Raw genomic sequence first — 20937 nt, 5'->3', positions numbered from 1 at the left:
TGACAGGCATCGGCGGAGCGCTACCGGCTGCCACCGACGACGAGGATGTTCCAGGGGGGTACGGGCGATGCTTCAACGGACGGGGGGTCAGTCATGCATCCGGTGATGAAGCCCGCGCTGCGGCGCGGCTGGCGTGATCGCGACACCGTGCAGTTCGGGATGACCGCGGCGCACGCACAGACGCTGGGACCGATGGATCCGGCGACACGCGACTTCCTCGACCTGCTCAACGGCACCCGCGGGCTGCCGCTGCTGCGCGAGGAGGGCCGCCGCATGGACCTGCCGGCCGACCGGGTCGACACGCTGCTGGAACGGCTCTCGCGCGCGGGCCTCGTCGACGACGCGCGCGGCGGCGGACCGGCCGCCGACGCGCTGCGCGCGCGGGACGACGTCCTGCTGCGGCTGCGCCCCGACCTCACCTCGCTGTCCCTGACCACGGCCGAGCCGGGCGGCGCGCTCGCACGGCTCGCCGCCCGCCGCGCGCTCAGCGTGCGGGTGGAGGGAGCGGGACGCGTCGGCGCCGTGCTGGCGTCGGTGCTCTCGGGCGCCGGCGTCGGCGAGGTCGACGTACGCGACACGGGACGCGTGGAGCCCTGGGACGTGGCCCCGGGCGGCCTGCCCGCCGATGCGCTCGGCGAGCGCCGGGACACGGCGGCGCGGGCCGCGGTCCGCCGCGCGGCACCGGACCACCCTCGACGCCGCGCCCACCGGCCGGATCCCGGTACCCCGGATCCCGGGCTCTCCTTGGTGATCCTCACGCCCCGGGACGACGTGGCCGTGCACGCACCGGACCCGGTCGCCGCCGAGCCGCTCATGGCCTCGGGAACGCCCCACCTGTACGCAGGTGTCGTGGAGAGCACCGGGGTCGTCGGCCCGCTCGTCCTGCCCGGCGAGACCGGCTGCGCCCGTTGCCTGCACTTTCACCGCACGGACCGGGACCCGGTCTGGCCCCGGCTGATCGCCCAGTGGCGCTGCGCGAGGTCCCGTCGGGTCGGGGCCTGCGATCTGACGCTGGCCACAGCGGTCGCCGGTTTCGCCGCGGCGCATGCGCTGGCCTTCCTCGACGGGGAGTCACCGTCCGGCGCGGGAGCCCGCTGGAAGGTGTCCGCACCTGGCCTGAACTGGTCCTCCCGACCGGTCCTGCCGCATCCGGAGTGCGAGTGCGGTGCGGCCCGGCAAGCTGCGAGAAAAGCCAAGGGGGAGCACTCCTCAACCAACGGGGAGCCTCGCGCGACAATGGCGGTGCAACGGCCGCCGACGGAGCGACGACGCACAGCAGGCGCGGCGCGGCCGACTGGGACTTGGAGGGCGCATGTCTGATCTTCCCCGGAAGGCGGTCACCCGTACCGCCAAACTCGCCGCGCTCCCGCTCGGCTTCGCCGGCCGGGCGACCTGGGGGCTGGGCAAGCGGATCGTGGGCGAGTCCGCGGAGATCGTCGGCCGTGAGCTGCAACAGCGCACGGCGGAGCAGTTGTTCAAGGTGCTCGGCGAGCTGAAGGGCGGCGCGATGAAGTTCGGGCAGGCCCTGTCCGTCTTCGAGTCCGCGCTCCCCGAAGAGGTCGCCGGCCCCTACCGGGTGGCCCTGACCAAGCTCCAGGAGGCCGCACCGCCGATGCCGACCCGCACGGTGCACTCCGTGCTCGAGAAGCGGGTCGGTCCGGACTGGAGGGAGCTGTTCGAGGAGTTCGAGGACAAGCCTGCCGCCGCGGCCTCGATCGGTCAGGTGCACCGGGCAGTGTGGCACGACGGCCGCGAGGTGGCGGTCAAGGTGCAGTACCCGGGCGCCGGCGAGGCTCTGATCTCCGACCTGGGCCAACTGAGCCGTTTTGCACGCCTGTTGGGGCCTCTCATCCCCGGCATGGACATCAAGCCGCTGATCTCGGAGCTGAAGGACCGCGTCTCCGAGGAGCTGGACTACGGACTGGAGGCCCAGGCCCAGGCCGTGCACGCGGAGGAGTTCGCGGGCGACCCGGACGTGGTGGTCCCGGCAGTGGTGCATCAGTGCGAGCAGGTCCTGGTGACCGAGTGGATGGACGGCATCCCGCTGGCCGACATCATCACGGACGGCACCCCTGAGCAGCGCGACCGGGCCGGGCAGCTCCTGGCCCGCTTCCTCTTCTCGGGCCCGGCCCGCACCGGCCTGCTGCACGCCGACCCGCATCCGGGAAATTTCCGTCTGCTGCCCCCGGGCCCGTCCGGCGAGGACGACTGGCGGCTCGGGGTCCTGGACTTCGGCACGGTCGACCGGCTCCCCGGCGGCCTGCCGACACCGATCGGTGTCTCCCTCCGTATGACGCTGGACGGCTATGCCGAGCCGGTCTACGAACTCCTCTGCGAGGAAGGGTTCGTGAAGGAGTCCATAGAGCTGGACCCCGACGCGGTGCTCGACTACCTGCTGCCGATCATCGAACCGGCCCGAGCGGAGGCCTTCACCTTCACCCGCACCTGGATGCGCAGCCAGGCCGCCCGCATCGCCGACCCCCGCTCCCCCGCGTACCAGCTGGGCAAGCAGCTCAACCTGCCGCCGGCCTATCTGCTGATCCACCGGGTGACCCTGAGCACGATCGGCGTGCTGTGCCAGCTGGGCGCCACGGTGCGCCTGCGGGAGGAACTGGAGGAGTGGCTCCCGGGCTTCGTCTCCGGCGCCCTTGATGACGAACTGGCCGAGGAGGAACCGGCGGCGGAGGCCTGAGCCGTCATTTTCGGCCGACGGTGGCGGAGTACGCAGCGATCACCTGGCGGCGGGAGGGGTACTCACCACCACGCCGAGTCAAGCCGTCCCTCGATCGCCCGGAGGTTCTCACGGGAGCAGGTGTCGCAGAAGTACTGGCGGGTGCCGTTCTCCACGGAGCAGGTCCAGGTGGCCGGCTGGGGGCCGTCGGCAGGGGTGCCGCAGCGGGCACACACGAGGGGAAGCCGGGGCTCCGTGCTGGAGCCGCCCTGATCACTGCCTCGGGGAAGACTCGTCACCTGCTGACCATAACTCCCGGACCGGCCGATCGCCGTGCACAACGCACCGCGGGGGCCGGTCCGTTCGGCCGGACCGGCCCCCGCAGGGAAGGTTTCGCCTCCCTGGGCCGGGAGGCCACCGCTTCTCGGGTGTGATCGTTACTGCATGACGGCCATGGCGAGCGCGCGGCGGGCGCGGAGCGAGGCCCGCTCGGCCCGGCGCTGCATCCGCTGGGCGACCACCAGGCGCAGGGCCCGGCGCTCTCTCCCGGCGTCATGAAGTCGCTCGTGCATATGCGCACGAGCCAGGGCTTCTTGCATGAGTTGCATCTCACGGTTCCTGTTCTGGCGCGCTTCGGTCGCGCCGGTGGTGGTGAAGTCTGTGGTTGCGGAGCCGGCGGGCTCGCTGGTGGACGGCTTCATCGGGGCCTGCTTCTGGGGGTCGTGCGTGAGGGGGCGATCGATCGTTCCTGCGGTGTTCATGCCGTGACCGGGTTCTTCCGCGGGCGACCACGCGGCCGCTTCCGGGCGACGACGACACCCTGGACGAACAGCTCGCCACCCCAGACGCCCCAGGGCTCACGCCGCTCCTTGGCGCCGGCGAGGCAGGCCTCGATCAGCGGGCAGGTGCGGCAGAGGGACTTGGCGTACTCGACGTCCGCCGGCGACTCGGCGAAGAAGACCTCCGGGTCGTAGGAGCGGCAGGGGACGGGTACGCCGAGGTTCTCGATGGCGTCGTCGAGCGCGGTGAGCGCAGTGAGGGGGATCAAGGTGGAGTCCTCCGTGAGGCCGGGCGGGGGGATCGTTTGCGAAGGCGGTACGGACGGGGCGTGCGCTTCGAGTTGCACGGTTGGTCTTCCTCGTCTGGTCGTTCCGGCCGGTTGACCGGGTGTCGGCTGGTACCGGGTTCTTTTCTTGTCCCGAGGCCCCTTCGGCTTCGTCTTCCCGCTTGAGGGAAAACAGAAGGGCCGCGGATCCCGGTTGGGGTTCCGCGGCCCTGAAGGCGCCGGCCTGATCGGCTGTCAGGCTGGATCACTCCAGGGTTTTGGCCCACGGAAGGCCCACATCTGGTGGTGCTGCGTCGTCTGCTTCCGGAATCCGGCACCGGCCGCCGCAAAGACATAGGCATGTGCCTGTGCCGCTACCGCTTCCAGTGCCTTGGTCGGTCGCTCATTGCGCTCACGAACGGGAAGACCCGCGAGAGCAAGGGAGGACGCCGGACGGGCGGCACGGATGCCGGACAGACCGGTGCCCTGGTTCGAGGCGCCGAGCATGCACGTGGAGACGGTCGAGCGATCGGTCAGTTTGGCCGCGCTGATGTTGCTGATGTTGATGCTGATCACTGGACTCGCCTCCTCTCGGCGTCTTGGGGACTGGGGCGAACCAGTCCGTTCGGATATGCAAGTACATCACGGAGCCGCCGCCTTCGAGAAGGCCGCTGCTTCCGTGCCTAGAACCTATGGGGATTGCTGGGGCATGCGCAAACTATTTTTTCGACGAGTTCGCATCAGTCGCCCCCGGCGGCCTCGCTGGCCTCCTGGCCTGCACAGATGGCCAGAACTTCGCCTCCATAGCTGCGCAGCTTGCGGCTGAGGACACCAGGGATGCGGGAGAGCTGGGCGGAGTTCTCGGGCCGTGCCTCGGCAATGGCCATCAGGGTCCGGTCGGTGAAGACGCAGAAGTCCGGCTGCCCGCTGCGCTCGGCCTGGACCGCCCGCCACTCGCGGAGCCGTTCGTAGAGCCCTTCGTCCATGTCGGACGGGCAGTCCTCACAGCGCATCAGCTTCATCTCGCCCGCCTCGGTGAGCGTCCGGCCGCAGACCCGGCAGCGGGCGGGGGTGCGCTGGGCACGCCGGGGCACGGCGGTGGTGTCGCGGCCGGTGCCGCGTTCGACGCCCGCGCCGGTGCCGCTACTACTGCGGCCGACGGCGGCGGCGGTGCCCGGGCGCAGGCCGTCGAGGAAGCGGCTGGGTCTGCGGTTGGGGCGCCCGCCGGGCGAACGGGACAAGGCCCAAGAAATGTGGAGCCGTTCCCGCGCACGGGTGACGCCGACGTAGAGAAGCCGGCGTTCCTCCTCGATCTGCTCGTCGCTCTTGGCGTAGGTGATGGGCAGCATGCCCTCGGCGACGCCGACCAGGAAGACGACGTCCCATTCCAGGCCCTTGGCGGCGTGCAGGGAGGCGAGGGTGACGCCCTGGACGGTGGGGGCGTGCTGGGCACCCGCCCGCTCGTCCAGTTCCGTCACGAAGTCGGCGAGCGTGGCCTTCGGGCTGGCCGCGGCGAGGTCGTGCGCCAGGTTGACCAGGGCGGCGAGGGACTCCCAGCGCTCTCTGACGGCGCCGGAGCCGGCCGGGGGCTTGCTGGTCCAGCCTTCCCCCGACAGGACGGCACGGACCTGGGAGGGGAGGTCGACGGCGTCGTCCAGCAGGGAGTCGTTGCCGCCGAAGCGTGCCGCACCGCGCAGGGCGATGCCGGCCTTGCGGATCTCGGGCCGGTCGAAGAAGCGCTCGGCGCCACGCAGCTGGTAGGGGACACCGGCGTCGGCGAGTGCCTGCTCGAAGGTCTCGGACTGGGCGTTCGTACGGAACAGGACGGCGATCTCGGCGGCCGGCACGCCCGCGTCGATCAGCTCGCGGATACGGCGGGCGGCGCCTTCTGCCTCGGCGGGCTCGTCGGTGTACTCGGTGTGGACGGGCTCGGCGCCGGGGGCACGCTGGGAGACCAGTTCCAGCCGGTGGTCGGCGGCGCGACCGCGGGCCTGGGCGAGCAGGCCGTTGGCGAGGTGGACGACCTGGGGGGTGGAGCGGTAGTCGCGGACCAGCTTCACGACGGTGGCTCCCGGGTGTCTGGTCCGGAAGTCCAGGAGGTGGTCGGGGGTTGCTCCCGTGAACGAGTAGATGGTCTGGCTGGCGTCGCCGACGACGCACAGATTGTCGCGGTCGCCGAGCCACAGCTCCAGCAGCCGCTGCTGCAGCGGGCTGACGTCCTGGTACTCGTCGACGACGAAGTGCTGGTACTGCGCGCGAACCTGTTCTGCGATGTCGCTGCGATCCTGGAGGATGGCGACGGTCAGGAGCAGGACATCTTCGAAGTCGATCACCGCGCGGTCGCGCTTGAGGTCTTCGTAGGCCGCGTACAGGTGGGCGATCTCGGCGGGGGCGCGAGGGGCTTCGCGACCGGCCTTCGCGGCCGCGTACGGGTAGTCGGCGGGGACGGTCTGGGTCACCTTGGACCATTCGATCTCGGCGGTGACGTCCCGCAGCTCACCGCGGTCGAGCCTGGTGCCGCAGGCGGCGGCAGCGTCGGCGACGAGCTGGATCTTGCGGTCGACGAGCCGGGGCATGCCGCCACCGATGGCTTTCGGCCAGAAGTACTGGAGCTGGCGCAGCGCGGCGGAGTGGAAGGTGCGGGCCTGGACGCCCTGCGCGCCGAGCTGGCGCAGTCGGCCGCGCATCTCCCCCGCGGCGCGGTTGGTGAAGGTGACGGCGAGGACGCTGGAGGGTTGCAGGATGCCGGCGCGCACCCCGTAGGCGACGCGGTGGGTGATCGCCCGGGTCTTGCCCGTGCCCGCTCCGGCGAGGACGCACACCGGGCCGTGCAGGGCGGTGGCCACCGCGCGCTGCTCGGGGTCGAGCCCTTCGAGCACCGCGTCGGCAGAGTCCGGTGCCTGCGGGAAGAGGGTGGAGTGCGTTGCTGCTGTCACACCGCAATGCTGCCAGGTCCCCCGGGGCTGCCGTGGCCGTTGTCCACAGGCGGGCATCTCTTGTCGTACTAATGCGGCAAGCGTCACAGCGGCTGTGGACAACCAGGGTGAGAAGGTGCATACCCCTGGCGGGAATGGCGGGCCTGCCGCGTACGTTCTCCCCGCGGACGAACTTTTTCGAGCTGCCTGAGGAGCGCGAGAGACATGCAGGGCACTGTGACGATGTACAGCACGACTTGGTGCGGTTACTGCCGGCGGCTCAAGAGCCAGCTGGAGCGGGAGGGCATCGCCTACACCGAGATCAACATCGAGCAGGACCCCGAGTCCGCCGCGTTCGTGGAGAAGGCGAACGGCGGAAACCAGACGGTCCCGACCGTGCTCTTCGCGGACGGCAGCACGCTGACGAACCCGTCGCTGGCCCAGGTGAAGCAGAAGATCAGCGCGTGACGCGCCGCGGGTCCTCCGCGGTGACCACAGCAGGGCGGCCCCTGAGGGACCAGGGGCCGCCCTGCTGTGTCTTGTCCCGGACCACGGCGCAGCGCCACGGCAGCCGGCGCCGGTAGCCGCAACCGCAACCGGGCAGCATGCGCTGGGCGGCCTCGCGGGCCCCGCCCCCCATGCGCGGGCGGGGCACTTCAGGGGCGTGCCGGCCGGACCACGCTTGCCGACGCGCGGTCGCGCAGTCGCATGCAGAGGGTCAGGGGACTCGGGCTCGGGCTCGGGCTCGGGCTCGGGCTCGCCGGATCATCTCCGGCGAGCGGTCCACGCCCACGACCGACTCCGCGCGGGCAGCGAGCCGGTACGGGTCGCCCCGCACCCGGTACAGGTCTCAGACGAAGCTGCGTGTCGGCAGCGGCTTGCCGTACCACATCTCGATCAGGCGGGCGGCGATGGAGATGCCGTAGGGCGGCATGACCTCGCCGGACTCGAAGGCCTCGTGCAGCTCCTCACGGGAGAACCAGCGGGCCTCGTGGATCTCGTCGCCGTCGACGTCGATCTCGGTGGACGTGGCGCGGGCCATGAAGCCGAGCATCAGGCTGGACGGGAAGGGCCAGGGCTGGCTGGCCACGTACTCCACGAAGCCGACGGTGACGCCGACCTCCTCGAACACCTCGCGGCGCACCGCCTGCTCGATGGACTCGCCGGGCTCGACGAAGCCGGCGAGCGTGGAGAAGCGGCCCTCGGGCCAGTGGACCTGGCGGCCGAGCAGGATGCGGTCGTCCGCGTCGGTCACGGCCATGATCACGGCCGGGTCGGTGCGCGGGTAGTGCTCGGCACCGCAGGCCTGGCAGCGGCGGATGTGGCCGGCCGCGGCGATGACCGTGCGCTCGCCGCAGCGCGAGCAGAAGCGGTGGGTGCGCTGCCAGTTCTCCAGACCGACCGCGTGCACCATCAGGCCCGCGTCGCGCGGCGACAGCAGCAGACCCGCCTCCCGCAGGCCGGCGGGGCGCGCGGACTGGTCGATGCGGCCGGGCAGCGCGTCCTTCTGGAGCGCGAAGTAGCTGACGCCGTCCTCGTCGATGCCGAGGAAGTAGCGGTGCGCCTCGGTGAGCGGGGCCTCGAAGGAGGGCGTCATGACGAGTTCGGTCCGGCCGTCCGGGGTCTCGTCGATGAGCACCTGGCCGCCGGAGACAACGAAGCAGCGGGTCGTGGGGTGGCTCCACGCCGCCGCGAGCCAGGCCTCGTCGAGCCGGTGGTGGGCGGCGCGGTCGATGCCGCTCGGGGCGGTCAGTGAGATGGGTCGGTCGGCTGTGTCGTCGGTCCAGGTGGTCACGGGTGCTTCCAACTCCCCCAGTGCAGCGGTTCGTTCAGCGGGCGGTTCGGCGGGACGTACGGCGTGGGGCACCGGGCCGGGCGGGGGCGGGCGTGCGGGGCGGTTCTTCCAGTGTGCCCCGCGCGCGGTGGCTTCCCGTACGGCGCGGTCCGGTCAGGGCGTGGGTCGCCAGTTCTCGGCCAGGTCACCCCACAGGTAGGCGCTGGTTTCGACGCCCTTGAGGAGGAGGTCCAGCTCGACCTTCTCGTTGGGGGCGTGCCAGCCGTCGGAGGGGACGGAGATGCCCAGGAAGAGCACGGGGGCGCCGAGGACTTCCTGGAGGTCGGCGGCGGGCCCGGAGCCGCCCTCCCGGGTGAAGCGGACCGGTCCCTCGAAGGCGCGGCCCATGGCGCGGGCCACGGACTGCAGCGCGGGATGGTCGAGCGGGGTCAGGCACGGGCGCGTGGCCGAGCCGAAGTCGATCTCGCAGCGGATTCCGGCGGGCACCTGCTCGGCCGCCCAGGCGCGCACGGCCTTCTCGACGTGGTCGGGGTCCTGGCCCGCGACCAGCCGGAACGACAGCTTCACCATGGCCGAGGACGGGATGATCGTCTTGCTGCCGGGGCCCTGGTAGCCACCCCCGATGCCGTTGACCTCGGCGGTCGGGCGGGCCCAGATCCGCTCGAGAGTGGTGTGCCCGGCCTCGCCGTGGGTGGCGCGGGACTTGGCGGTGCTCAGCCAGCGCTCCTCGTCGAAGGGCAGCTCGGCGAAAAGCTCGCGTTCGCGGTCGGTCAGCTCGACGACGCCGTCGTAGAAGCCGGGGACCGCCACGCGCGCGTGCTCGTCGTGCAGGGCGGCGACCAGGCGTGCGGCGGCGGTGGCCGGGTTCGGTACAGCGCCGCCGAAGGAGCCGGAGTGGATGTCCTGGTCGGGGCCGTACAGGCGGATCTCGCACTCGGCGAGACCACGCATGCCGGTGCACACGGTCGGGGTGTCCTCGGACCACATGCCGGTGTCGGAGACGATCACGGCGTCGGCGGCGAGCCGCTCCGCGCGCTCCTCCACGAGGGCGCGGAAGTGCGGGGAGCCGGATTCCTCCTCGCCCTCGACCAGCAGCTTCAGGTTGACCGCGGGGGCGGTGCGGCCGGTGGCGGCGAGGTGGGCGCGGACGCCGAGTGTGTGGAAGAACACCTGGCCCTTGTCGTCGGCCGCCCCGCGCGCGTAGAGGCGGTTTGCGCGGACGACCGGCTCGAAGGGGTCACTGTCCCAGCCGTCCTCGCGTGCGGCGGGCTGTACGTCGTGGTGGCCGTAGACGAGCAGGGTGGGGGCCTCGGGGTCGCCCGAGGGCCACTCGGCGAAGACGGCAGGGGCGCCGGGGGTCTGCCAGACCTCGACCGTGGGGAACCCGGTCTCCTGCAGCTTGGTGGCGAGCCAGTCGGCGCTGCTCCGTACGTCGGGCGCATGGTCGGGCTGTGCCGACACGGAGGGGATGCGCAGCCAGGCCGCGAGGTCGTCGAGGAAGGTGGCGCGGTGCTGCTCGATGTACGTGCGGACGGCGCTGTCCGGGGTCTGGCTCATGTTCACGAGCCTATCGGCCCGCACCGACATCCTCGGCGGGCGGTTCGTCACACTCAGTCCGCGCTGTGTGCCGTTCCGGCGTCTTCCGTGAGGAGCCGTTCCAGGGCTGCCCGGTCCGGCAGGTCCGTGGGCCGTACGACCTCGCCGGTGCGCACGTACAGGAAGGCGGCCGTGACCGACTCGGCCGGCACGCCCTGCTGCTCGGCCCAGGCCAGCCGGTACACCGCGAGCTGGAGCGGGTCGGCGGCACGTGTGCGGCTGGTCTTCCAGTCGACGATCTCGTACGTCGTCCCGGCGCCGTCGCCGGATCGGTAGACCGCGTCGATGCGGCCCCGTACGACGCGGCCGGCGAGGGTGAGCTGGAAGGGGGCCTCGACCCGGTAAGGGGTGCGCTGGGCGTAGGCGCTGCGTTCGAAGGCTTCCTTCAGTGCCTGAAGGTCCTGTTCGTCGGCGATCTCGGCGTCGCTGCCGGGCAGCTCGTCGGGTTCGAGCAGGGGCAGTGTCAGCTTCTCGAAGCGGGCTTCGACCCAGGCGTGAAAGCGGGTGCCCCGGCGTGCGGCCGGTTGTGGTGGGCGCGGCATGGGGCGCGCGAGTTCCTGCGCGAGCCCGTCGGGGTCCTCGGCCAGAAGCATCAGCTGGGACGCGGTCAGCGTGGCGGGCAGGGGAACGTCCGTGACGGCCTGCCGGGCGCGCAGCAGCTCTCCGGTGAGCGCGTCCAGGTCGCGGTCCCAGGAGGCGATGGTGCGGGCCTCCTCCGGGGTGAGGTGCTGCTGTGGCTCGGCGGGGTGGGGGCGGTACCGGGGGGCGGGCGCCTGGCGGGGGCCGGTGGGCCCGGCGGCGTCCCAGGTGTCCCGGTCGGCAGGGGCGTCGGGTGCGGGGCCGTCCGCCTCGTACGGCGGTTCTCCGTCACCGAAAGGGTCCTCGTCGTAGAGGAAGTCCGCTCCGGGGTCGTCGTACGGCTCTGCCCCGTAGGTGTCCTCGTCCGGTGGCGTGGGCCAGTCCGGGTCGTCGAAGGCGGCGGGGTCGTAGGCGGCCGGCTGGTGGCCGGTGTCCTGGGCGGTGAGGCCGTCCAGGTGGGCGAGGACGGTCTCGGCTGCCGCGCGGCGGCGGGCCAGGGCGGCGTCGTCCAGCGGGAGCGGCCACACCTGGTCGGCGGTGGCCGCGTGCAGGGCCGGGTTCGCCTCGTCCTGGGCGGGCTCGTCCGCCCATGCCTCGATCTCGCCGTGACCGGCGGCGCAGTGGTCGTACAGGGCCTGCAGGAAGCCGGACGGGCCGCGCGGCTTCTTCTGGCTGGGCCCCCACCAGTGGCCGGAGCCGAGCAGGAGGGAGCGGGGGCGGGTGAAGGTGACGTAGCCGAGGCGCAGCTCCTCGGTGTGCTGGTGGTCCTTCATGGACTCGTGGAAGGCCTTCATGCCGCGCGAGTCCCAGCTGCCGACGTCGGGCAGGGTGTCGGCGTCGCCGCGCAGGGCGTGCGGCACCACCTTGGCCTGCGCCGTCCACTTCTCGCGGCCCTGGGCGCTGGGGAACGTGCCCTCGACCAGCCCGGGGACGGCCACGACGTCCCACTCCAGGCCCTTGGACTTGTGGGCGGTGAGCACCTTGACGGTGTTCTCGCCGCCGGGCAGGGCGTTGTCGAGGCCCTTCTCGTACTGCGCGGCGGTACGCAGGAAGCCGAGGAAGGCGAGCAACGTGGCCTCGCGGTCGCTCGCCGCGAAGGAGGCGGCGATGTCGAGGAAGTTGGACAGGGTCTCGCGTCGACGGGCGGCCAGGGCGTGCGGCGACGCCGACAGCTCCACCTCCAGACCGGTGACGGCAAGGACGCGGTGCAGAACGTCCATCAGCGGGTCGGACAGGGAACGGCGCAGGTCACGCAGTTCGGTCGCCAGCCGGGCGAAGCGCACGCGCGCGTCCGCGGAGAACGGCAGCCCGTCGTCGGCGTCTTCCGCGAAACCTCCCTCCAACGGTGTCTCCAGGAAGGTGTCGAGGGCGTCTGCGAGCGATATCACCTCGGACGGGTCGACGCCCTCGACGGCCGCGGCGAGACGGCGGTCCGGGTCGTCGGTGTCGCCCACGCGCGCGTGGGCGACCAGCAGGCGGGCGCGGCGGCCCAGCAGGGCGAGATCGCGCGGGCCGATGCGCCAGCGCGGCCCGGTCAGCAGGCGCACCAGGGAGGCATTGGCGCCGGGGTCCTGGAGCACCTCGCACACGGCGACGAGGTCGGCGACCTCGGGCAGGTGGAGCAGCCCGGACAGTCCGACCACCTCGACGGGGATGTCGCGGGCCACGAGAGCGCCCTGGATCTCGGCGAAGTCGGTCGCCGTACGGCACAGGACGGCGATCTCGCCGGGGGCCGTGCCGGTGCGCACGAGGTGGTCGATCGAGCCGGCCAGCCAGTCGATCTCCTCGGCGTGCGTGGGCAGCAGGGCGCAGCGGACCGTGCCGTCGTGCTCGGCGCCGGGGGCCGGGCGGAGTGCCTCCACGCCCGCGTGCATGGCGCGCAGGGGCTCGGCGAGGCCGTTGGCGAGGTCGAGGAGGCGGCCACCGCTGCGGCGGTTCTCGCTGAGCGCCTGCCGGGTGGCGGGACGGCCATCGGCATGCGCGAAGTGTGCGGGGAAGTCGTCCAGGTTGGCGACGGAGGCGCCGCGCCATCCGTAGATGGCCTGGCAGGGGTCGCCGACGGCGGTTACCGGGTGGCCCGTACCGCCGCCGAACAGGCCTGCCAGCAGGACGCGTTGGGCCACGGACGTGTCCTGGTACTCGTCCAGGAGCACCACGCGGAACTCCTCGCGCAGCAGGCGGCCCACCTCGGGCACGCGCGCGAGGCGGGCGGACAGGGCGATCTGGTCGCCGAAGTCGACCAGGTCGCGGTCGCGTTTGGCGGCCCGATAGCGCTGGACGAGGTCGGCGAGTTCGCGGCGGGCGGCGGCCGTCTCGGGAACCCTGCGCAGATCGGCGTTGGTGAGCTTGGCGCCCTCAAGGGTGCGCAGCAGGTCCGCGTCCCAGGCGCGCAGCTTTTCGGGGTCGACGAGGTGCTCGGCGAGTTCGGAGTCGAGGGCGAGCAGGTCGCTGACGAGGTCGGCGAAGGAGCGGGTGAGCGCGGGATAGGGGCCGGGAGCCTCGCGCAGCACACGCGCGGCGAGCTGGTAGCGGGTGGCGTCGGCGAGCAGCCGCGAGGTGGGCTCCAGGCCGATGCGCAGGCCGTGGTCGGTCAGCAGCCGGCCCGCGAACGCGTGGTACGTCGAGATCACCGGCTCGCCCGACGGGTTGTCCGGGTCCCACCGGGCGGGGTCGGCGCGAGGCGCTGTCGTCGAGGGGTGGTGGTCGGCCGGCGGGAGGGCTTCGGGGTCGGTGACGCCGGCCTTGACCAGCGCCTTGCGGACGCGTTCGGCCAGCTCGCCGGCGGCCTTGTTGGTGAAGGTCAGGCCGAGGACCTGTTCGGGCGCGACCTGTCCGGTGCCGACCAGCCAGACCACCCGGGCCGCCATCACGGTGGTCTTGCCCGATCCGGCGCCGGCCACGATCACCTGCGGGGCGGGCGGCGCGGTGATGCAGGCCGTCTGCTCCGGGGTGAACGGGATGCCGAGCAGCTCCTTGAGCTGCTCGGGGTCGCTGATACGGGCTGGCATGTCGGAAAAGGCTAGCGGCGGGCACTGACAGCCGAGGACGAATCAACCGCGCGATGAGGAAGAAACGCAGGTCAGCGCCTGTGGTGCCGTGCGTCACTCCTGCCCCGCGGAAGGTTCACTCCACCACGTGCCGTCCCTCGGGCCGGGCACTGCACGAGGCCCGGAACGCGCAGTGGGTGCAGTGCTGGCCGCTGCTCGGTGTGAACCGCTCGTCGAGGACCTTCCCGGCGGCGGTGGCCAGCAGTTCGCCGACCCACTCGCCCGACAGCGGCTCCTGGGTCTGCGTCTTGGGCAGGCTGTCGCCTCCGTCGCGCTGGGCGGCGCCCTGCCTGAGGTGCACCAGTTCGGCGCCGCCCGGTTCGGGGCGTACGCCGTCGAAGGCCTCGTCGGCGGCGCCTTCGCGGACGGCGAGCTGGTAGACGGCGAGCTGGGGGTGGCGGGTCACCTCGGCGGCGGTGGGCGCCTGTTTGCCGGTCTTGAAGTCCACCACGTAGGCGCGGCCCTCGCCGTCCGTCTCGACGCGGTCCATCTGGCCGCGGATGCGGACGTGGTAGTCGCCCGCCTCCAGGGTGACGTCGAAATCCTGCTCGCTCGCCACAGGGGTGCGCCCGGTGCGGGCCAGGACGTGCCAGTTCAGGAAGCGTTCGAGCGCCACGCGCGCGTTGTCCTTCTCCTGCCTCGACTTCCAGGGCGCGTCGAAGGCGAGCGCGTTCCACACGGAGTCCAGGCGTTCCATGAGGACGTCGAGGTCGGCCGGGGTACGGCCGGAGGCGACCTCGTCGGCGAGGACGTGGACGACGTTGCCGAAGCCCTGTGCGGTGGTGGCGGGGGCGTCGGCCTTCACCTCGCGCCCCAGGAACCACTGCAGCGCGCAGGTGTTCGCGAGCTGGTCGAGGGCGCTGCCGGAGAGCACGACCGGCTGGTCGTGGTGGCGCAGCGGCACCTTGCTCTCCGTCGGGTCGTACATGCCCCACCAGCGGTAGGGATGCGCCGAGGGCACCAGCGGGCGGCCGTCCTCGTCGGCGAGGGCGGCGAGCCGGGCCAGGCGTCCGGCGGCGGCCTCCCGCAGGGGGGCGGACACGCGCGGGTCGACGGTGGTGGCACGCAGCTCGGCGACGAGTGCGGCCACGGACAGCGGGCGACGCGGGCGGCCGGTGACGTCCCGTGGCTCGACGCCCAGTTCCGTCAGGAACCGGGACGGCTGGTCGCCGTCGTCGGCCGGTGCCTTCACGGCGGTCACGACCAGGCGCTCGCACGCGCGCGTGGCGGCGACGTAGAACAGCCGGCGCTCCTCGGCGAGCAGCGCTCCGGGCGGGAGCGGTTCGGCGAGTCCGTCGCGACCGATACGGTCGGCCTCCAGGAGGGAGCCGCGGCGGCGCAGGTCGGGCCACAGCCCCTCCTGGACTCCGGCGACGACGACCAGGCGCCACTGCAGGCCCTTGGCGCGGTGGGCGGTCATCAGACGGACGGCGTCGGGGCGTACGGCGCGGCGCGCGAGTGTGTCGGCCGCGATGTCCTCGGCCTCGATCTGCTCCAGGAAGTTCAGGGCGCCACGGCCCCCGGTGCGCTCCTCCGCGCGCGCGGCGGTGGCGAACAGCGCGCACACGGCATCCAGGTCACGGTCGGCGTTGCGGCCGGCCGCGCCGCCGCGCCGGGCGGCCCGCTCCAGGCGGGCCGGCCAGGGAGTGCCCTCCCACAGGTCCCACAGCGCCTCCTCGGCCGTACCGCCGCCCGCGAGGCGTTCGCGGGCCTTGCGCAGCAGCGCGCCGAGGCGCTGCGCTCCGCGCGCGTACGCCGGGTCGTGCACGGCCAGGCGCTCGGGCTCGGCGAGCGCTCGCGCGAGCAGTTCGTCGGACGGGGGCGGCAGCGGGTTGCCTGCCGTGCGTTCTTCCTCGCGCAGCGCCCGCCCGAGCCGGCGCAGATCGGCCGCGTCCAGGCCGGCGAGAGGGGAGGCGAGCAGGGTGAGAGCGGTCTCGGTGCCGAGCCAGGAGGTGTCAGAAGTCGGCACTTCGCCGTCTTCGGTGCCTGCGCTGTCCTCGCTGTCCTCGCTGTCCTCGCTGTCCTCGGGGGCGGCGTCGTCGGCAGCGGTGTCCGCGACGACGGCCTCCTCGGCGGCGCCTTCAGGGAGCGCTTCTTCGGTAACGGCTTCTGCCGAGGGCGACTCACCCTCCGGAGTGCGCCCGTCGGCGGTCTGCTCGCGGGGCCGGGCCTCCGCCGTGGCCACCGCTCGCAGGGCGGTCAGCAGGGGAGCCACCGCCGGCTCGTGCCGCAGGGGCAGGTCGTCACCGTCGATGTCCAGTGGTACGCCGGCCGCGGTGAGGGCGCGGCGCAGGGTCGGCAGGCGGGATCCGGCGCGTACCAGGACGGCCATGTCACTCCAGGGGACGCCGTCCTCCAGGTGGGCGCGGCGCAGGACGTCCGCGATGTTGTCCATTTCTGTACCGGGCGTCGGGTACGTGTAGACCTCGACGCGGCCGCCGTCCCGTACGGCGGCCGGTTCGCGGTGGGCGCGCACCTTCCCGGCGGGCAGCCGGGTCAGTGGCATGCGCTGGGTGATCAGGCGGGTGGCGGCCAGCAGGGCGGCGCCGGAGCGGCGGGCGGTGCGCAGCACCTCGACAGGGGCGGGACGGCCGTCCGCGCGCGGGAAGGCCGCGGGGAAGTCGAGGATGCCGTTCACGTCGGCGCCCCGGAAGGCGTAGATCGACTGGTCGGGGTCGCCGAGCGCGACCAGGGTTCGTCCACCGCCGGCCAGGGCGTGCAGGAGCCGTACCTGGGCGGGGTCGGTGTCCTGGTATTCGTCGACGTACACGGCGTCGTACCGGGCGGCGAGCCGACCGGCGGTGTCGGGGCGGCGGGCGAGCAGGACCGCGCGGTGGACCAGTTCCGCGTAGTCGATCACGCCCTGGAGGTCGAGCACGTCCAGGTACTCGGCGAGGAAGGCGGCCGCGGCGCGCCAGTCGGGGCGGCCGGTACGGCGGGCGAAGGCATCCAGGGCGTCGGGGCCGAGGCCCAGCTCGCGGCTGCGGGCGAGGACCGCGCGGACCTCGTCGGCAAAACCGCGCGTGGTCAGGCAGGCGCGCAGTTCGTCGGGCCAGCGCACATGGGTGAGACCGAGCCGCTCCAGCTCGGGCTGTCCGGCGAGCAGCTCGCGGACGGCGACGTCCTGCTCGGGGCCGGAGAGCAGGCGCAGCGGCTCCACGAACCGATCACTGTCCTGGTGGGCGCGGACCAGGGCGTAGCAGTACGAGTGGAACGTGGTCGCCCGGGGCGCGCGGGCGGCGCCCAGGCGCAGGGCCATGCGGTCACGCAGCCCGACGGCGGCCTTGCGGCTGAACGTCAGCACCAGGATGCGCTCCGGGTCCCCGCCGCGGGCGATCCTTGCGGCAACGGACTCGACCAGGGTGGTGGTCTTGCCGGTGCCCGGGCCCGCGAGGACGAGCAGCGGTCCGGACCGGTGGTCAACCACGGCGCGCTGTGCCGCGTCCAGTCGGGGGGGATCCACCACGGCCGGCGGGGTACGGACCAGCCGGTAGGCGCCACGGCTCCCCTGCCGCACCTGGGGGTGCGGCAGGCGTCCGGTGAAGGAGGAGGAACTCACGTGGTTGGCCGGTCCTGGTGGTCGTGCGGGTGGGCGTGCGGTCACGCGCGCGAGGCGGTGGCCGCGGGGTGAGGGGGACGGGTGCAGCCGACGCTACGCCGTCGCTCCGGGCGGAAGCAGGGCTTCCGCTTCTTCCCTCGCGACGCTTGCGTCACGCGCGTCCCACTCCTGTCGAACGTACGTCATGCGACGAACGTCCCCCCTGTCCCCCGTACGGGCCACAGGCTCTCCCCGAGGGCGTCCGATGGCGGAAGCTGTCAGGTGTGACCGTCCGCCCCCGCCCCGCCGTCCCATCGGGCCCGCCGCATGTCGAGCCGCGGCAGATGCCCCTCGGCGCTCCTGGCCGCCTCTTTCAGCGGCGTACCTTCCGCGCGGTAGTGGTCGAGGGCGCTCAGTTCGTGCCCGGGCAGCAGCGTGCCGTCGGCGCGGACGACCCGCCACCACGGGACGGCGCCGCCATAGAGGGCCATCACCCGGCCGACCTGGCGCGGCCCGCCCTCCTCGAGCCACTCGGCGACATCGCCGTAGGTCATCACACGTCCCGGCGGAATCCGCTCCGCGACCTCGAGGACTCGCTCGGCGTACTCCGGCAGCGCTTCCGCGTACCCTTCATGGGTGTCCTCGGCAGGGCTCTGCTCGCTCATTCGCCCCATCCTGCCGCACTGCGCCGACATCGCGGCGCGGACCGCGGGGACGGCCCTCTCGCTCCTGGACGGTGCTTCGGGCAGACTGTGCGCCCGCGCATCCGCACCCTGATGCCCCCGTGTGCCGGTGGGGCATGCCACCATCGTGCGGGCGGTAACTGGTGATACGAGACCAAGAAGAGACCATGAATCAGCAGGGCGTGCACCCCGAAGGCGCGGCGGGCACCCCTGACGCCACCGCGCGCCCCGGCGCCGCCGGCGCCGGCGCACACCAGGAAGACACCGATACACCCAAGGACGACGCCACGCGCGCGCGTGGGACTCGTGGGAACGGCGCCGGGGATCGGAAGAGCGACGGCACACACACGCGTGCCGACGACAACAACGACACCGAGGGGGCGCACGTCTCTCAGAACACGCCCCCAGACCACGGTCCCGACGACGAACCGCACACCGACGAGGTGGAGGGCGACGAACCGCTGCTCCCCGCGCGCGTGCACCGCCCTTCCGATCTCATGCGGCTCCTGGTGGGCGTGCTCGCCATCGCGGTGCTGCTCGCGATCGCCGCATTCGCGCACGGCACCACCTCGGGCCTCGAGCAGGACATCAACAAGGGCACCGGCCAAGCGCCCGACCTGCTGATCAGGTTCGCGGGGCTGGCATCCAGCATCGCGATCCTGCTGGTGCCGGTCGCCTTCGCCATCGAGCGGCTGATCAAACGCGACGGGCTGCGCATCGCCGACGGTGTCCTCGCCGCCGTCCTCGCCCACGGGGTGACCCTGGCGACCGACCTATGGGTGGCACGGGCCGCGCCGGGTTCGATCCAGGAAGCGCTCACCCAGCCCTCGCCGGGCGACATCCACGCCCTGACCGACCCCGTACACGGCTATCTGGCACCCGTGATCGCCTACATGACGGCCGTCGGCATGTCCCGCAGACCCAGATGGCGTGCCGTGCTGTGGATCGTGTTGCTGCTCGACGCGTTCTCGATGCTGGTCACCGGCTATACGACGCCGTTCTCGATCATCCTGACGGTGCTGATCGGCTGGACCATCGCCTACGGCACGCTGTACGCGGTCGGCTCCCCCAACATCCGCCCCACCGGGCAGACCCTGATGGCGGGCCTCAGGCACGTCGGCTTCCACCCCGTCGCCGCCGCGCGCGAGGAGGCCGTGGAGTCGGAGAACGGCGACCGCGGCCGGCGCTACTTCGTCACCCTGGAGGACGGCCCGCCGCTGGACGTCACGGTCGTCGACCGGGAACAGCAGGCCCAGGGCTTCTTCTACCGGGCGTGGCGCAATCTGACCCTGCGCGGCTTCGCCACCCGCTCCAGCCTCCAGTCACTGCGCCAGGCGCTGGAACAGGAAGCCCTGCTGGCGTACGCGGCGATCGCGGCCGGTGCCAACGCGCCCAAGCTGATCGCCACCTCCGAACTCGGCCCCGACGCCGTCATGCTCGTCTACGAGCACACCGGCGGGCGCACGCTGGACTCGCTGGCCGACGAGGAGATCACCGACGAGCTGCTGCGCAACACCTGGCACCAGGTGCAGGCGCTGCAGTCGCGGCGTATCGCGCACCGCAGACTCGCAGGTGACGCGATTCTGGTGGATCGTTCCGGCAAGGTGATCCTCTCCGAACTGCGCGGTGGCGAGATCGCCGCCGGCGAGGTGCTGCTGCGCCTGGACGTGGCCCAGCTGGTCACCACGCTCGGTCTGCGGGTGGGCGCCGAGCGGGCGGTGACCTCCGCGGTCGGGGTGCTCGGCCCCGACTCGGTCGCCGACTGCCTGCCCCTGCTCCAGCCGATCGCGTTGACGCGCTCCACGCGCGCGACGCTGCGCCGGCTGGCCCGGGAGCGTGCCCAGCGGGAGCGGGACGCGGTCCTGGAGGCGTCCCGGCAGGCGAAGCAGGCCCGCTTGGAGGAGGCGGCCGAGACGGACCGGCCCGCCCTCGAAAGGCCCGACAAGAAGACCGTCCGCGCCGAGCAGCGTGCGGAGCGGCAGGCCATGGACGACGCGCTCGAAGAGGCACGCGAGGAGGACCTGCTCACCCAGATCCGGCACCAGGTACTGCGGATCAGGCCGCAGGCTCCCGTTGAACCGGCCCGGCTGGAGCGGGTGCGGCCGCGCACGCTCATCAGCTTCATCGCCGGCGCGATCGGCGCCTACTACCTGCTGACGCAGCTCACCCACATCGAGTTCGGCACGCTGTTCGCCCAGGCCCAGTGGGGCTGGGTGGTCGCCGCGGTGGCGTTCTCCGCGCTCAGCTACGTCGCCGCGGCGATGGCGCTACTGGGCTTCGTACCGGAGCGGGTGCCGTTCCTGCGGACGGCGGCGGCGCAGGTCGCCGGGTCCTTCGTGAAGATCGTGGCGCCGGCCGCGGTCGGCGGTGTCGCCCTCAACACGCGCTTCCTGCAGCGCGCCGGCGTGCGCGCGGGCCTCGCGGTGGCGAGTGTCGGCGCGTCGCAGCTGTTCGGGCTCGGCTGCCACATTTTGATGCTGCTGACCTTCGGGTATCTCACCGGCACGGAGAAGACACCGTCGCTGTCGCCGTCCCGGACGGTCATCGCGGGTCTGCTGACCGTGGCGGTGCTCGTGCTCGTGGTGACCTCCGTGCCGTTCCTGCGGAAATTCCTCGTCACGCGCGTGAGGTCGCTGTTCGCCGGTGTCGTTCCGCGCATGCTCGACGTGCTCCAGCGGCCGCAGAAGCTGATCACCGGTATCGGCGGCATGCTCCTGCTCACCGCCTGCTTCGTGATGTGCCTGGACGCCTCCGTCCGCGCGTTCGGCAACGGCACGGCCTCACTGAGCATCGCCAGCGTCGCCGTCGTCTTCCTCGCCGGCAACGCACTCGGCTCCGCGGCACCCACCCCGGGCGGCGTCGGTGCGGTCGAGGCGAGCCTCACACTCGGCCTGATCGCCTTCGGCCTGCCCAAGGAGGTCGCCGCCCCGGCCGTTCTGCTGTTCCGGCTGCTGACCCTGTGGCTGCCGGTGCTGCCGGGCTGGTTGGCCTTCAACCAGCTCACCCGCAAGGGAGCCCTGTAGGACCGCGGGCCGTACCTCGTACGGCCCGCGCCCCGCGCGCCGCGG

General features: G+C 72.6%; 14 protein-coding genes. 4 read left to right on the top strand and 10 right to left on the bottom strand.

Features of this window, described 5'->3' with window-relative positions; genetic code table 11:
* Positions 1–93 precede the first annotated feature (93 nt).
* Together GQF42_RS28535 and GQF42_RS28530 are read left to right on the top strand one after the other, a co-directional pair.
* Positions 94–1320, top strand: a complete 1227-nt coding sequence (locus GQF42_RS28535; RefSeq protein ID WP_158924536.1) for a TOMM precursor leader peptide-binding protein — start codon at positions 94–96, stop codon at positions 1318–1320.
* Positions 1313–2692 carry an ABC1 kinase family protein gene (locus GQF42_RS28530; protein ID WP_158924534.1) on the top strand — a complete coding sequence of 460 codons (1380 nt, stop codon included), beginning with the start codon at positions 1313–1315 and terminating at the stop codon, positions 2690–2692. The genes GQF42_RS28535 and GQF42_RS28530 overlap by 8 nt, the downstream gene beginning before the upstream one ends.
* A 62-nt stretch (positions 2693–2754) precedes the next feature.
* On the opposite strand, the gene GQF42_RS28525 is transcribed toward GQF42_RS28530, so the two are convergent.
* The 5 genes from GQF42_RS28525 to GQF42_RS28505 form a co-directional block, all read right to left on the bottom strand.
* Entirely contained in the window at positions 2755–2970 is a 216-nt protein-coding gene (locus tag GQF42_RS28525) for a hypothetical protein (RefSeq protein ID WP_158924532.1), read from the bottom strand.
* Positions 2971–3108: 138 nt separating this feature from the next.
* A complete protein-coding gene (locus GQF42_RS28520) occupies positions 3109–3432 on the bottom strand; it encodes a hypothetical protein (RefSeq protein ID WP_158924530.1) in 324 nt (107 codons plus the stop codon).
* Complete coding sequence (locus GQF42_RS28515; protein ID WP_053664703.1) at positions 3429–3797, bottom strand: WhiB family transcriptional regulator; 369 nt, start codon at positions 3795–3797, stop codon at positions 3429–3431. The genes GQF42_RS28520 and GQF42_RS28515 overlap by 4 nt, the downstream gene beginning before the upstream one ends.
* 174 nt (positions 3798–3971) lie before the next feature.
* Complete coding sequence (locus tag GQF42_RS28510) at positions 3972–4292, bottom strand: hypothetical protein (protein WP_158924528.1); 321 nt, start codon at positions 4290–4292, stop codon at positions 3972–3974.
* Between the two features lie 164 nt (positions 4293–4456).
* Positions 4457–6709, bottom strand: coding sequence for an ATP-dependent DNA helicase UvrD2 (locus GQF42_RS28505; protein ID WP_233273496.1), 2253 nt, complete (start codon positions 6707–6709; stop codon positions 4457–4459).
* A gap of 147 nt (positions 6710–6856) precedes the next feature.
* Between GQF42_RS28505 and GQF42_RS28500 the strand changes: the two genes are divergently transcribed.
* Positions 6857–7099, top strand: a complete 243-nt coding sequence (locus tag GQF42_RS28500) for a mycoredoxin (RefSeq protein WP_158924526.1) — start codon at positions 6857–6859, stop codon at positions 7097–7099.
* Positions 7100–7481: 382 nt separating this feature from the next.
* Here the strand turns inward: GQF42_RS28500 and nudC are convergent, their stop codons facing one another.
* The 5 genes from nudC to GQF42_RS28475 form a co-directional block, all read right to left on the bottom strand.
* Positions 7482–8426 carry an NAD(+) diphosphatase gene (gene nudC / locus GQF42_RS28495; RefSeq protein WP_199272831.1) on the bottom strand — a complete coding sequence of 315 codons (945 nt, stop codon included), beginning with the start codon at positions 8424–8426 and terminating at the stop codon, positions 7482–7484.
* Between the two features lie 153 nt (positions 8427–8579).
* Positions 8580–9983 carry a dipeptidase gene (locus tag GQF42_RS28490; protein WP_158924524.1) on the bottom strand — a complete coding sequence of 468 codons (1404 nt, stop codon included), beginning with the start codon at positions 9981–9983 and terminating at the stop codon, positions 8580–8582.
* Between the two features lie 53 nt (positions 9984–10036).
* Positions 10037–13609, bottom strand: a complete 3573-nt coding sequence (locus GQF42_RS28485; RefSeq protein ID WP_158924522.1) for a UvrD-helicase domain-containing protein — start codon at positions 13607–13609, stop codon at positions 10037–10039.
* 115 nt (positions 13610–13724) lie between these two features.
* Positions 13725–17207 (bottom strand): ATP-dependent helicase, encoded by a 3483-nt coding sequence (locus GQF42_RS28480; RefSeq protein WP_158924520.1) that lies wholly within the window; start codon positions 17205–17207, stop codon positions 13725–13727.
* Positions 17208–17464: 257 nt separating this feature from the next.
* Positions 17465–17851, bottom strand: a complete 387-nt coding sequence (locus GQF42_RS28475; protein WP_158924518.1) for an MGMT family protein — start codon at positions 17849–17851, stop codon at positions 17465–17467.
* A gap of 185 nt (positions 17852–18036) precedes the next feature.
* On the opposite strand from GQF42_RS28475, the gene GQF42_RS28470 reads away from it, so the two are divergent.
* The gene (locus GQF42_RS28470) at positions 18037–20892 is read left to right on the top strand and encodes a lysylphosphatidylglycerol synthase domain-containing protein (RefSeq protein ID WP_158924516.1); all 2856 of its coding nucleotides are present in this window, start codon (positions 18037–18039) and stop codon (positions 20890–20892) included.
* Positions 20893–20937: the final 45 nt, after the last annotated feature.

It is taken from the genome of Streptomyces broussonetiae, from assembly GCF_009796285.1.
Lineage (GTDB): Bacteria > Actinomycetota > Actinomycetes > Streptomycetales > Streptomycetaceae > Streptomyces > Streptomyces broussonetiae.
This window is presented reverse-complemented; position numbering and strand designations above follow the sequence as displayed.

Bases quoted from the DNA above. Each gene is read 5' to 3' on its own strand.
- GQF42_RS28535 (WP_158924536.1), top strand. From the start codon at position 94: ATGCATCCGGTGATGAAGCCCGCGCTGCGGCGCGGCTGGCGTGATCGC.
- GQF42_RS28530 (WP_158924534.1), top strand. From the start codon at position 1,313: ATGTCTGATCTTCCCCGGAAGGCGGTCACCCGTACCGCCAAACTCGCC.
- GQF42_RS28520 (WP_158924530.1), bottom strand. From the start codon at position 3,432: ATGAACACCGCAGGAACGATCGATCGCCCCCTCACGCACGACCCCCAG.
- GQF42_RS28505 (WP_233273496.1), bottom strand. From the start codon at position 6,709: ATGCCCGCCTGTGGACAACGGCCACGGCAGCCCCGGGGGACCTGGCAG.
- GQF42_RS28500 (WP_158924526.1), top strand. From the start codon at position 6,857: ATGCAGGGCACTGTGACGATGTACAGCACGACTTGGTGCGGTTACTGC.
- GQF42_RS28490 (WP_158924524.1), bottom strand. From the start codon at position 9,983: ATGAGCCAGACCCCGGACAGCGCCGTCCGCACGTACATCGAGCAGCAC.
- GQF42_RS28485 (WP_158924522.1), bottom strand. From the start codon at position 13,609: ATGCCAGCCCGTATCAGCGACCCCGAGCAGCTCAAGGAGCTGCTCGGC.
- GQF42_RS28475 (WP_158924518.1), bottom strand. From the start codon at position 17,851: ATGAGCGAGCAGAGCCCTGCCGAGGACACCCATGAAGGGTACGCGGAA.
- GQF42_RS28470 (WP_158924516.1), top strand. From the start codon at position 18,037: ATGAATCAGCAGGGCGTGCACCCCGAAGGCGCGGCGGGCACCCCTGAC.